The 13,281-nt window shown below is 39.4% G+C and carries 10 protein-coding genes; 3 read left to right on the plus strand and 7 right to left on the minus strand.

The genetic code is table 11. The features are described 5' to 3' along the window. Positions 1 to 2: 2 nt before the first annotated feature. Entirely contained in the window at positions 3 to 2,378 is a 2,376-nt protein-coding gene (xdhB, locus tag EGS71_RS07005; RefSeq protein WP_001076804.1) for a xanthine dehydrogenase molybdopterin binding subunit, read from the minus strand. A gap of 1 nt (position 2,379) precedes the next feature. Continuing rightward, positions 2,380 to 3,879 (minus strand): xanthine dehydrogenase small subunit, encoded by a 1,500-nt coding sequence (gene xdhA, locus EGS71_RS07010; RefSeq protein ID WP_000893699.1) that lies wholly within the window; start codon positions 3,877 to 3,879, stop codon positions 2,380 to 2,382. Between the two features lie 262 nt (positions 3,880 to 4,141). On the opposite strand from xdhA, the gene folE reads away from it, so the two are divergent. Further along, complete coding sequence (folE, locus tag EGS71_RS07015) at positions 4,142 to 4,690, plus strand: GTP cyclohydrolase I FolE (RefSeq protein WP_001187844.1); 549 nt, start codon at positions 4,142 to 4,144, stop codon at positions 4,688 to 4,690. Positions 4,691 to 4,869: 179 nt separating this feature from the next. Here folE and EGS71_RS07020 read toward each other — a convergent pair. Next, positions 4,870 to 5,960, minus strand: a protein-coding gene (locus EGS71_RS07020; RefSeq protein ID WP_085940648.1) for an IS4-like element ISAba1 family transposase whose coding sequence is annotated in 2 segments (ribosomal slippage) — positions 4,870 to 5,420 and positions 5,420 to 5,960 — 1,092 coding nt in all. Because the reading frame shifts where the segments join, the coding sequence is not laid out codon by codon here. Positions 5,961 to 6,040: 80 nt separating this feature from the next. Between EGS71_RS07020 and EGS71_RS07025 the strand changes: the two genes are divergently transcribed. Beyond that, positions 6,041 to 7,192: an extended-spectrum class C beta-lactamase ADC-26 gene (locus tag EGS71_RS07025; RefSeq protein WP_001211238.1), complete on the plus strand. Its 1,152-nt coding sequence runs from the start codon at positions 6,041 to 6,043 to the stop codon at positions 7,190 to 7,192. A 65-nt stretch (positions 7,193 to 7,257) separates the two neighbouring features. Here the strand turns inward: EGS71_RS07025 and EGS71_RS07030 are convergent, their stop codons facing one another. The 4 genes from EGS71_RS07030 to hemE all read right to left on the minus strand — a co-directional run bounded on the left by EGS71_RS07030 (position 7,258) and on the right by hemE (position 11,702). Continuing rightward, positions 7,258 to 9,150, minus strand: coding sequence for a DUF4105 domain-containing protein (locus EGS71_RS07030; RefSeq protein ID WP_000055513.1), 1,893 nt, complete (start codon positions 9,148 to 9,150; stop codon positions 7,258 to 7,260). A gap of 61 nt (positions 9,151 to 9,211) precedes the next feature. Further along, positions 9,212 to 9,682 (minus strand): DUF3015 family protein, encoded by a 471-nt coding sequence (locus tag EGS71_RS07035; protein WP_000914200.1) that lies wholly within the window; start codon positions 9,680 to 9,682, stop codon positions 9,212 to 9,214. Positions 9,683 to 9,827: 145 nt separating this feature from the next. Next, entirely contained in the window at positions 9,828 to 10,622 is a 795-nt protein-coding gene (locus EGS71_RS07040; protein WP_001199675.1) for a DUF817 family protein, read from the minus strand. Positions 10,623 to 10,628: 6 nt separating this feature from the next. Then, entirely contained in the window at positions 10,629 to 11,702 is a 1,074-nt protein-coding gene (hemE, locus tag EGS71_RS07045; protein WP_000209397.1) for a uroporphyrinogen decarboxylase, read from the minus strand. Between the two features lie 299 nt (positions 11,703 to 12,001). On the opposite strand from hemE, the gene EGS71_RS07050 reads away from it, so the two are divergent. Then, entirely contained in the window at positions 12,002 to 13,246 is a 1,245-nt protein-coding gene (locus tag EGS71_RS07050; RefSeq protein ID WP_002010386.1) for a L,D-transpeptidase family protein, read from the plus strand. Positions 13,247 to 13,281 lie beyond the last annotated feature (35 nt).

A 13,281-nucleotide genomic window follows, 5' to 3' on the forward strand; every position in this document is an offset into this window, starting at 1 on the left:
TTCTACATTCTAGCTTGTGGGCGATCTGCCAAAGCTTGTCCCCGTCCAATAGCGATTGCACGTAAAATTTCTTCGGCAGTTGCCGGAGCATTGAGTACGAGCAGTGCATTTTCTGGTATAGCCGCCTGTACAGCCTGCCGAATTGCAGAGAAAACAGATAATGCCAACATAAATGGCGGTTCACCTACCGCTTTAGAGCGATAGATGGTGTCTGCCTGATTTTGATTATTAAATAGTTTGACATTAAAAATATGAGGAATGTCCACACTGGTCGGGATTTTGTAAGTTGAAGGTGCATGGGTAAATAATCGGCCTGCGTGTGGACCCTGCGGCTGCCAATACAACTCTTCTGTCGTGAGCCATCCCATCCCTTGCACAAACCCACCTTCAATTTGCCCAATATCAATTGCAGGGTTAATTGACTGCCCAACGTCATGCAAAATGTCAGCACGTAATACTTTCATTTCCCCAGTTAAGGTATCTATTGCGACCTCACTGACCGCTGCACCATAGGCATAATAGAAAAATGGACGCCCCAAATGGTTGACCTGATCATAGTGAATTTCTGGCGTTTTATAAAAACCGCTGTCCCATAGCTGTACACGTGCCATATATGCCCGTTGAACCAAATCTGGAAATGTCCATGAGTGACCATTCGCTGTTGAAACCATACTATCTTCAAACTGGACTTGCCCTGCATCACTGTCGCTTATGTCTGCTGCAAGTTTTGCCAGACGCTCACGAACTTTAATACAGGCATTTTGAACAGCTTTACCGTTTAGATCCGCGCCACTCGATGCTGCAGTTGCCGAAGTATTTGGTACACGAGAAGTATCGGTTGCAATTAAACGAACGCTATCGATTGGTAAACCCAACTCATATGCAGCGACCTGCCGTACTTTGGTATATAGCCCTTGTCCCATTTCTGTACCACCGTGCGTAATCGCGACAGTGCCATCCATGTAGACATAGACCAGTGCACCTGCCTGATTGTAGTGCACGGCGTTAAACGAAATACCAAACATTAATGGGGTTAACGCAATACCACGCTTAATGATGTCATTGTTCTGATTAAAGGCATGAATAGTCTGTCTACGCTTCGCGTAATCACTACTTTGCAATAGTTCGGCTACCAATTTTGGCGCAACATTATCACGGACTTCTGCCCCATAGTGCATACGGTCACGTCCACCACCGGGCTGCTCGGCAAAGAAATTGCGCTGACGAATTTCAACTGGATCACAACCTAAATAACGCGCAATGTCATCAATAATATTTTCAATGACAAACATACCTTGCGGTCCACCAAAACCACGATATGCCGTATTGGAAACAGTATTGGTTTTACAACGTAAGTTACGTAGCTCAACTGCATTTAGATAATAGGCATTGCCAATATGGCAAATCGCCCGTTCATTCACTGGCCCAGAAAGATCAGCCGAAAAACCACAATTTGAAGCCAGTTGTACCTTTAAACCTTGCAGAACACCACTGTCATCAAAAGCTACAGACCACTCATAAGCAAAACCGTGACGTTTGCCTGTAGCACTCATGTCATCATCACGATCTAAGCGTAATTTACACGGACGGCCCGTTTTTTGTGCTGCCAAAGATGCAATGCATGCCCACTGTGCCGACTGCGACTCTTTACCACCAAAACCACCGCCCATACGGCGGCTTTCCACACTCACCTGATGCATATTCATGCCTAGTGCATGACAAATCAGCAGCTGCATTTCGGTTGGATGTTGCGTTGAGCAATAGACTTTTAAGCTCTGATTTTCTTGTGGAATCGCATAGGAAATTTGCCCTTCAAGATAAAAATGCTCTTGCCCACCCAGCTCAATAGCACCTGAAAGTTGATGTGCTGCGTTTTGAAATGCCTGCTCAACTTCACCATGGCTAAATTCAACAGGCGGCAACACCCACGATTCTTTTTTAATCGCATCTTGAATCGTTAAAATTGGGGTTTCGGGCACATACTCAATTTTTGCTAAGCGAACTGCCTGACGGGCTTGCTGATAACTCTCGGCCACAACCACAAACAAGGCTTGTCCATAAAACTCAACCTGTTCCTCGGCAAAAATTGGGTCATCTTTAACAATGGGTCCCCAATTATTTTCAACCTCAATATCTTTTGCCGAAAAAACTGCATGGACGCCATCGGCCTGACGTACTGCATCTAAATCAAACTTACTGATTTTGCCTTTGGCACAATTCGAGAATCCGACTGCCAAATGCAACGTATTTTCAAGCTCGGGTAAATCATCAATATAAGTTGCCTGCCCCGTCACATGTAAATGCGCGCTCTCGTGTGGAATCGAATCACCTGCTTTAGCTGATTTTTTAGAAATATTTAAGTCAATGGTTTGATTCATTTTAGATCTCCACCATAGCGATCAAGTCATTCACACGAGTGATCGTTTGAGACAGGATTTTTTCTACATAAAAACGCTGTAAACAGTTTTTCGAGACGTGTAAACGATATGCCGAGCTAGCACGTCCATCATCTAAAGGCTGATAGTCTTGCGACAATGCCTGCTGCGCCTGAACGATCAATTCTGCTGTAATTTGCTGGCCTTCTAATATGGCTTCTGCATATTTTGCACGTTTGGGAATAGCTGCCATACCACCAAAAGCAATTCTTACATTGTGAGTGACATCATCATTATCTAACTCACAAGAAATAGCTGCACATACCGCAGAAATATCTTGCTCAAATCGTTTGGCAATTTTATAGCTGGCAAATTTAAAACGTGTCTGCCCTTCACGAAGCGGAATAACAATCGCCTCAACAAACTCACCAAGCTGTAATGCTGTTTTTTGATAGTCTAAATAAAAGTCTTCCAAAGCAATTTCACGAGTCTGCTCACCTACACGCAAAATCAATCGTGTACCTAGCGTAATTAATGCTGGCATTGAATCACCAATAGGCGAACCATTGGCAATATTTCCACCTAGCGTTCCTGCGTTTTTAATCGGCATGGAAGCAAAACGGCGCTGCAATTCTTGAAAGTCGGGATAAAAATCTGAAATTTTAATGAGTGCATCACTCAAACTTACATTTGCCCCAATCGTTAAAGCATGGTCTGTGACTACAATCTTTTTCAGCTCTTCAACTTGACCGATATAAAGTATATCGCCCAAATTACGGCCCTGCTTTGTGACCCACAAACCGACATCTGTGCTACCTGCAACAATACGTGCTTGCGGCAACTCTAAGCGTAATACGGCAAAATCCTGCAAAGTCTTGGGTGCAAAAAATTGCTGACTATGATTATTTAAATGCAATGCAGGTAATGCTTTGATCTCTTTTAATACATCCATTACTTTTTGGCGTTGTAATACCACACGTGGATAGTCATAAGCTTTTTGTGCTGCATCTAAAATAGGGCGATAGCCTGTGCAGCGACATAAGTTTCCAGAAAGATAATCACTGATTTTATCTTTGCTTGGAGACTGTTGTTCATTTTCATACATTGACCATAACGACATGATAAAACCGGGTGTACAAAAACCGCATTGTGAACCATGCATATCGACCATCGCCTGTTGTACCGGATGAAGTGTGCCATCTGGTACTGGCAATAAGCTATGAAGGTCTTCTACTGTAAATAGGGCCTTACCATCTAAAGTTGGTAAAAACTGAATACACGCATTCACACTACGTAATTGCAGGTTGTCATTGACCAACTCACCAATCACTACTGTACATGCACCACAATCGCCCTCAGCACATCCCTCTTTTGTACCAGTCTGCCTAGTCTTACCAGTTTGAGTATATTCTCGCAGAAATTGTAAAACCGTCATTGTAGGTACTACGTTTTTTACTTGCTGCTGACCACCACGGAAAAAGAAGGTGATTGGACGTTCTAACATGTTTTATCCTTATGCTTTATAATAATGCTTCTGTGCAAATATGATGCCATTAGGCGATCATTTAGAACTTATCAATATTAAGCGCACATTTCATGTCCAAACACTTGACTATTAACGATAAAAAACATGAAATTTATTCATCTTTTATCAAGCGTACAGAAAAACCAAAATAAATATAGTGCGAGGATTTATGAACATCAGGTCATGTTTCTGATACAATGCCGAGCTTGTCTAATAGAGTAAATTTATACGTCTTATGTCAATGCAGCAATCGTACGCAAATATTCTGACTGCCGTCGGTGAAGACCTTAATCGTCCCGGCCTTAAAGATACGCCTGTGCGTGCGGCTAAAGCTTTTTCATATTTAACTTCTGGCTATAGTAAAACTTTAGAAGAAGTCACCAATAATGCTGTTTTCCCATCAGATAACCATGAAATGGTATTGGTGAAGAATATTGAATTTTATTCGCTCTGCGAACATCATCTTCTCCCATTCTATGGCCGTGTTCATGTTGCCTATTTACCAGAAGGCAAAGTTCTTGGCTTATCTAAATTTGCACGTATTACCGAGATGTTTGCTCGTCGTTTGCAAATTCAGGAAAACCTGACTCAGCAAATCGCTGAAGCTGTTGCAGAAGTCACTGGTGCTCGCGGTGTCGCTGTAGTCATCGATTCAGCACATATGTGTATGATGATGCGTGGTGTAGGTAAACAAGAATCTACCACCCGTACAGTTTCATTTGTCGGAGATTTTAAAACCGATAAAGAAGCACGCCGTGAATTCTTAAGTGCAGTACCAGAAAGCTACTAATATAGTTTTTACTGTCTAAATAAGAGCCCGACAATGTTGGGCTTTTTTTATAGCTGAACGCGATAAACTTCGATCCAATTCTATAAAACATAACAATTAAATTAGGTGATTTTTGTTATAAAAGTAGGCATCTTTCTTTTTAAATAATTTATGAGCTAATCCTCTGTACACGACAAATTTCACAGAACCCTTATCCTATCAGGATTCTGCTTTCTTAAAATTGCCAAAATTTCCTTAAACTCTTCTTTTTTCCCAAAACCAATTAAACGCTGAATCGCCATTTGAACATAGTCTAAACCATAGCGAAATAAACTCATTGAGAGTCGTCCATGCTTCTTTATTTTTATCGCTTTTTTTTGATTATGTTGCCATTCACCCGTTAAGTAACACCAACAGAAGCTTATAGCTAACACCGCAATCAATTTTTTCACTCGTCTAGGGTCTGTCAAGCGCGTATTTTCAAGATTAAACCCGCGTCCTTTGAGACAACTGAATAAGGTTTCAATTTCCCAGCGTAATGCATAATCCTGAATAGCATTGGCATTAAACTGAGGAGAAACGACGAGTAAAAGCTCTCCATTTTCTAACTGTAGTGCACTTATATATAGTTTCACCCGACCAACCAAAATCCGTCGTTTACGACATTCAATTTGACCAACTTTAAGATGGCGAAATAAATCACTAATTTTATGATTCTTTCCTAAATGATTGGTGACAATGAAGTTTTTTTAACACGAATGCAGAAGTTGATGTCTTGTTCAATTAACCATGTAAACCACTGCTCACCGATAAACTCTCTGTCTGCGAACACATTCACAATACGGTCTTTACCAAAAATGGCTATAAAGCGTTGAATCAAAGCAATACGCTCTTTCGTATCTGAATTTCCACGTTTATTAAGCAATGTCCAAAGGATAGGTATCGCTATTCCACGATAAACGATTGCGAGCATCAGGATATTAATATTTCGTTTTCCCCATTTCCAATTGGTTCTATCTAAAGTCAGTTGCACTTGGTCGAATGAAAACATATTGAAAATCAACTGAGAAATTTGACGATAATCAAAATACTGACCTGCAAAGAAGCGCTGCATACGTCGATAAAATGATTGTGGTAAACACTTGATGGGCAAGGCTTTAGATGCAGAAGAAAGATTACATGTTTGCTTTAAAATAATCACAAGCATGATGAGCGCAAAGCACTTTAAATGTGACTTGTTCCATTTTAGAGATTTGTTTAAGATAAGATATAACTCATTGAGATGTGTCATAGTATTCGTCGTTAGAAAACAATTATTGTGACATTATTTCAATGAGTTATCTATTTTTGTCGTGTACAGAGGAGCTAATCATGCGATTTAAAAAAATTTCTTGTCTACTTTTATCCCCGCTTTTTATTTTTAGTACCTCAATTTATGCGGGCAATACCCCAAAAGACCAAGAAATTAAAAAACTGGTAGATCAAAATTTTAAACCATTATTAGAAAAATATGATGTGCCGGGTATGGCTGTGGGTGTTATTCAAAATAATAAAAAGTATGAAATGTATTATGGTCTTCAATCTGTTCAAGATAAAAAAGCCGTAAATAGCAGTACTATTTTTGAGCTAGGTTCTGTCAGTAAATTATTTACCGCGACAGCAGGTGGATATGCAAAAAATAAAGGAAAAATCTCTTTTGACGATACGCCTGGTAAATATTGGAAAGTGCTAAAAAATACACCGATTGACCAAGTTAACTTACTTCAACTCGCGACGTATACAAGTGGTAACCTTGCCTTGCAGTTTCCAGATGAAGTACAAACAGACCAACAAGTTTTAACTTTTTTCAAAGACTGGAAACCTAAAAACCCAATCGGTGAATACAGACAATATTCAAATCCAAGTATTGGCCTATTTGGAAAGGTTGTAGCTTTGTCTATGAATAAACCTTTCGACCAAGTCTTAGAAAAAACAATTTTTCCGGCCCTTGGCTTAAAACATAGCTATGTAAATGTACCTAAGACCCAAATGCAAAACTATGCTTTTGGCTATAACCAAGAAAATCAGCCGATTCGAGTTAACCCCGGTCCACTCGATGCCCCAGCATACGGCGTCAAATCCACCTTACCGGATATGTTGAGTTTTATTCATGCCAACCTCAACCCACAGAAATATCCGGCAGATATTCAACGGGCAATTAATGAAACACATCAAGGGTTCTATCAAGTAAATACCATGTATCAGGCACTCGGTTGGGAAGAGTTTTCTTATCCGGCAACGTTACAAACTTTATTAGACAGTAATTCAGAACAGATTGTGATGAAACCTAATAAAGTGACTGCTATTTCAAAGGAACCTTCAGTTAAGATGTACCATAAAACTGGCTCAACCAACGGTTTCGGAACATATGTGGTCTTTATTCCTAAAGAAAATATTGGCTTAGTCATGTTAACCAATAAACGTATTCCAAATGAAGAGCGCATTAAGGCAGCTTATGCTGTGCTGAATGCAATAAAGAAATAACCGTTTTAGCCAAAAACAAAAAGAGAAATGGATAATCCCATTTCTCTTTTTTATGCACTTATTCTTTAAAAGAACCAAACATATCCTAAGCTTGATTTCATCCAATCTAGATGATTTTGTTTTTCATAATCCCAATTAAAGCGAATGGCATTATTACTATTAATGGCATATTGCCACTGTGTATTTAGCCGTAAGTTCCATTGGTTTTGGTCTTCCCAATATGGCAGCTCAACTTGTACCACAGTGTTAAATTTTTCAAACCACTGATTCATACATCCTAATGTCGGCCCTACTCCCACACGCCAGCCTTTATCTAAATTTGAACCCGCTTGGACATAAGTTTGTACCTGCCCATAGCAAATATGTTTGCGCTCATAATCTGCAAGACTGTAACCAACCTGAGCATTAAAACTCGCGACGCCATGCTGCTTTTCATCACTATAAACACCGTCATGAACCGCTTCCTGACGCCAGCCTAAGTTAAATCCCCAAGTCAGCGGAGTTTTAAATGGTTGAATCGGGTTATAAGAGTTCACTTCTAACAGATCAAGATATTCTAGTTTTAAATGATCATCTCGCCACTGTGCATTACCATTTAAAAATAATAATTGAGTACCTGCACGGTATCCGCCCTGTGGATCTATTAAGTCATGATAAGCCTGCCTATGACCTATCTCGATAAACTTGTCACCTTGCACCTCGCCCAGTTTTAGCGAAACATTACGTGCATTATGGCCTTGAATCGGCTCGGTTGATGGTCTTTTAGGTTCTTGGCGCTGTTTGTCTAAATCAATCTGACTTCGTAGTGCTAAAAGCTGTCTAAGCTGTGGTTGAGCAAAGCTTTCTTCAACTTTGCGGCCAATAAACTGTAGATATAAATCATCATAAGCCATCTCAAGAATTTTGGCCTGATCTGATGGGCTAAATGATTTAAGTGTTTCCGAAGACTCTTTAATTGGCTTCATTGCTAACTGATGAGCAACTTTAGCTAAAGATGCGCCATGCTGGTGAGCTTGGGCCAATAATTGAGTTTCTAAAGCAGGTCGATACACAGGAGCTTTGGTGAGTCCTTGTTGTTGCATCGCTTTAATGGTTTCCATTGGAATAGAAGCGTAGTTAAACTTTTCTTGTAGATGAGATTCAGGTTTAACTAAATCGACTAAGCCCAATAACCGATATGCACAGTTATCACTCACAAAGTAATAAGGGAAGCTTACATGTTGCATTTCCCAAATATGACTCACCAAAAACCGCGTTTCTTCTGGAGATAGATTTAACTCATATTCCCACAAATCACGGCTCTCAAAATCACCATATTCTTTTACCTTACGATAGTAAGGCATAAGTGAGTATTCACCCGGATATTGCCCTGTTAAGCCTTTCCATGCATATGACCAGTTGTCATTGCCTGCCACAGTTGCTGCATAGTTTACGGCATAAGAAACGAGGTTCAACTGCTGTTGATCTTTAGGATCTAGACGCAATAAGGTATGGCCAAACATTGAGCTTGGATTGCCCATAAAATCTGTGGCGTAAATTAGGGTCGCTTTGTAAGGCTTAATCTGCCCAATCCAGTTTTCAAATTCTGAACATTTTACTTGCGGCAATTCATTTTCTTGAATACCTAATTGCTGTATAAGCCACTGACTGCGTGCCGGAAATTTACAACGAATTGACTGGTTATCTTGCGTAGGTATAAATAATGCCGAGATGTCTGCTTTCAGTTCTTCTTTTAAATTATTTTTTCCATTTTCTGATAGAAAATAGCCAGCATAAGTGACCTCACTTTTCTGGTTTTTATTGGCATACATGAGCCTTTGCCATGTAATGTCTTGGTCTAATTTTTTTTGTTCTGCAATGGACCAGTAGTTTTGAATAGATGGATTTGTTTCTGCTGAATACGCAATATTCACTGCCAAAGAGGCAAAAATTAAAACAACCGATTTCATTAAGCTCATCAATTTTAATCATTAAATATAAGAAAAACCCTGCCAAATGACAGGGTTTTCAATTTCAAACTTATACGTAAGCTTTTAAAACTTCGTCTTTAGCCATTACGTTTTGTAATGATGCTAATACTTGAAGTGTGTTTTGGTTGTTTGTTGAATAGATTTCACCAAAGTTTGCTTTTGAAACTTTGAAGAAACGGTCTTTATCTTGTGGTTTGATTTGCATTAACTCAGCAAGTACATTCAGGCTTTCACCTTGGCCTACAGCCATGTCACGCGCTAGAGCTTCTGCATTTTCATTTGTGAAAGTAACAACTTGTGCTGTAACTGTTCCACCTTGACGGCAACCTAGAGTACCGAAAGTAATACCTAATAATTGGTTAGTAAAAATACCGTTTGTTGTTGCAGCAAGAATTTTAGGCACCACTCCTTTTTGGCCAGCCCATACTTGCGTACCCACACCACAACCTACATCGTTATCAGCCATAGCAACACTTGAACCAGCTGCTAACAAAGCAGCTAAAGCTAATTTTTTTAACATAGATGTATATCTCCAAAAATCATTATTGATTGTTTCTTATGTATTGTTATGTGTAATTCTTATTACACGATATTAAAGATAGCGATAAGCCAATCATTTAGCAATTAAAAAATAAATAATATGATAAAAAGTGTAAAAGAAAAATTTATCTTAAATTCCAATTACCTTGATTATCTCGATGACCTAATATTTTAAGCACCAGTACTAAACTTAAGAGTAATAATAAATACCATGAACCAAGTTTACCCCAGCCCACCATATGCCAAGCCTCTACCTGACTTGGATAAAGCCAAATTTTATAAAAGGTACTAATATTTTCAGCAATCCAGATCAGAAAAGCGAGTGTTAACAATACAGGTAGCATCGGTGTTTTAAATTTATGCTCATTTAATTGGAAATAAAGTTTTGTTTTCCAAAAAATAAAAACACTGATGGCAAATAAAATATAGCGAATATCGGGTACAAAAAATTTACTCATAAAATTTATATATGAGAAAAATGCGAGCAAAAGCATACTTCCGAAACTCGGAAGTTTTTCAAAAGAAACTTGCAGCAGGCGTATTGAGCGTGCAAAAAAACTACCTACGGCAGAGTACATAAAGCCTGCAAATAAAGGCACAGTCAAAATTTTAAATACCGCAGGCTGCGGATATTGCCATGAAGCAATCGCAGGATGAGTCAAGAATATTTCCATGACCATCGCCATGACATGAAATAAAGCAATAACTTTGGCTTCTGCCCATGATTCAAGTTTTAAATATAAGAGACATATCTGAATAATCAGTGCATATATGAGTAAATAATCATAACGATAAAAGCCCATATATTCATGGCTTCCCATCGACGCAGTTAGGGCAAAAGCAATGAGAAGCAAAATACCAAACAAGGCTGCCGAAACAGCCTTGCCAATAAATTGAAGAGGCAAAAACAGATATTGCACAAAAAACTATCCTAGATATTTAGCACTATATTCATGTACCGTATCTACAAAGATTTTTGGCTGCGCCGGATCTACCCATTGGGTAATACCGTGCCCTAAGTTAGCAACGTAACCGGTCTTCTCACCGTTTGCGTAAGCATCGTCTAACATTGCCTTTACAGCTTTTTCAATTGAAGCCGCCGAACCATATAAAACAGCCGGGTCAAGGTTCCCTTGTAGGGCAACACGACCTGCCACCGTGGTTCGAGCCGTATTTAATGGTGTCGTCCAGTCCAGCCCTAATGCATCGGCACCTGTCGTGATCATTGGTTCTAACCATTGACCGCCACCTTTAGTGAACACAATCACTGGAATACGGCGTCCATCTTTTTCACGTTGTAAGCCCGCGATAATCTTCTTCATATAGTTAAGAGAGAACTCTACATATTCACGGTGTGCTAAAGCCCCACCCCAACTATCAAAGATTTGAATTGCCTGAGCGCCTGCATCAATTTGCGCATTTAAGTAGTCAATGACTGAATCTGCTAAATGGTCGAGCAACGCATGCAAAACTTCCGGCTGCGCATACATCATTTGCTTGGTAAAACGGAACTCTTTGCTTGAGCCGCCTTCAACCATATAAGTCGCCAGTGTCCAAGGACTACCCGAAAAACCAATCAGTGGAACTTGTCCACCTAAAGCAGAACGAATCGTACTTACTGCATTCATCACATAATCAAGATCGGCTTTAGCATTAAGCTTAGGTAAGTTAGCCACATCTTGTTCAGTACGTACCGTTTTATGAAACTTCGGACCTTCTCCAGTTTCAAAATATAGTCCAAGCCCTAATGCGTCAGGAATAGTTAAAATATCTGAAAATAAAATTGCTGCGTCTAAATCGTAGCGACGCAAAGGCTGCAAAGTCACTTCACAAGCAAACTCTGTATTTTTGCATAAAGATAGAAAGTCACCAGCTTTTGAGCGTGTTTCCCGATATTCAGGCAAATAACGTCCTGCTTGGCGCATCATCCATATTGGAGTGGTATCTACAGGCTCACGTAATAAAGCACGTAAGAAACGATCATTTTTAAGTGTCGTCATTGCCGATCTCTATCTTTTTCATGTGGCAGCATCATAACAAAAGGTGAGTGTTTTTATAATTTCAATTTCACACAAAAAACTTGCCAATCTACTAAAAAATGCATATTTACACAAAAGTCTACTGCAAGAAGAAACGTTTTCTGCAATACTTGCAGCATGTTACATCGGGTTTATTTATATCCCTTCGAGTCTCAAATAAGCCAATATTAAATTCATAAGAATGAATGATTGGTGAGTTTATGGCCTAAAGGATCTGATTTTCCCTATTGCTTATATGAAAATTCTTAAGGTTGAATTACATGTTTGTTCGCTCATTACTCGCTATGAGTTTAAGTTGTATTATTGCTAATGTTGCTTTGGCTGCGTCAACAACTGAGCAACCACTGAACCCTAATAAAGTATCTGCTCCTGTAGAAGATCCGATTGATCCGCTTGCTGTAGATGCTGCTTCAACTGTAAAAGCTCAAGCTCAGACTCAGATTACAGCTCAAGAACAAAATGACTTAAATCGAGCGTCTACAACATTACAAAATTTACAAAAAGCTGAAGATCCAAATGCCGATTCAGGTATTGCTGCTTCAGAACCAACAGCGCCAGCTAAAACAACAACAGCATCTAAGACTGCTACTTCTGCTCCAGCCGTTTCATGGACATTAGATGGCTTAAACAATGCTGAGTGGTACGAAAATATTGGTAAAGGTCAATTACCAGTTTATGCACGTGCCCATGTCATGCTAAACAATGCGCATGCTTCACCGGGTGCAATTGATGGCATGAGCGGTAAAAACACATTTAAAGCAATTGCATCTTTCCAGCAAATGAATGGTTTATCTCCTACTGGTGAACTGACTAAAGAAACTTGGGATGCGCTTGTTGCTAAACAAAACAAACCAGCATTTATTGAATACACTATTACCGATGCCGATTTAAAAGGTCCTTACGCACAATCAATTCCTTCTGACTATGCTTTACAAGCAAAAATGAAAGGTTTGTACTACACACGCGTAAGTGAAATGTTGGGCGAGAAGTTTCATATTGATGAAGCCTTCTTAAAGAAAATTAACCCGACTGCGACATTCAAAAAAGTTGGTGAAAAAATCATTGTTCCAAATGTACGCAATGACTTACCAGAAGATATTCACTTGATTATTGCGCATAAAGGTGCAAAACAGTTGTATCTGTTTAACAGCCGTAATCAAATGATTGCGTCATTTCCTGCAACAATTGGCAGTACTGATACGCCTTCTCCGACCGGTACTTACAAGGTAGTTGGTGTAGCACGTAACCCTTGGTATAGCTACTCACCTTCTAACTTCGTACAAGGTAAAAACTTAAAACCGCTTTCTTTACCACCTGGCCCAAATGCTCCTGTAGGTAATATCTGGATCGGTTTAAGTAAAAAATCTTTTGGTATTCACGGTACACCAAACCCGTCTTTAATTTCTAAAACTGCATCACATGGTTGTATCCGTTTAACTAACTGGGATGCTAACGATTTAGGTAATAAAGTACGTTCTGGCGTAACTGTTAAATTCTTAGAATAATCCTTTTAAATAAAAATAAAAGAGCCTGCTTTATG

This window comes from Acinetobacter sp. FDAARGOS_559, assembly GCF_003940475.1.
GTDB lineage: Bacteria > Pseudomonadota > Gammaproteobacteria > Pseudomonadales > Moraxellaceae > Acinetobacter > Acinetobacter baumannii.

Bases quoted from the DNA above. Each gene is read 5' to 3' on its own strand.
- xdhB (WP_001076804.1), bottom strand. From the start codon at position 2,378: ATGAATCAAACCATTGACTTAAATATTTCTAAAAAATCAGCTAAAGCA.
- xdhA (WP_000893699.1), bottom strand. From the start codon at position 3,879: ATGTTAGAACGTCCAATCACCTTCTTTTTCCGTGGTGGTCAGCAGCAA.
- folE (WP_001187844.1), top strand. From the start codon at position 4,142: ATGCAGCAATCGTACGCAAATATTCTGACTGCCGTCGGTGAAGACCTT.
- EGS71_RS07025 (WP_001211238.1), top strand. From the start codon at position 6,041: ATGCGATTTAAAAAAATTTCTTGTCTACTTTTATCCCCGCTTTTTATT.
- EGS71_RS07030 (WP_000055513.1), bottom strand. From the start codon at position 9,150: ATGAGCTTAATGAAATCGGTTGTTTTAATTTTTGCCTCTTTGGCAGTG.
- EGS71_RS07035 (WP_000914200.1), bottom strand. From the start codon at position 9,682: ATGTTAAAAAAATTAGCTTTAGCTGCTTTGTTAGCAGCTGGTTCAAGT.
- hemE (WP_000209397.1), bottom strand. From the start codon at position 11,702: ATGACGACACTTAAAAATGATCGTTTCTTACGTGCTTTATTACGTGAG.
- EGS71_RS07050 (WP_002010386.1), top strand. From the start codon at position 12,002: ATGTTTGTTCGCTCATTACTCGCTATGAGTTTAAGTTGTATTATTGCT.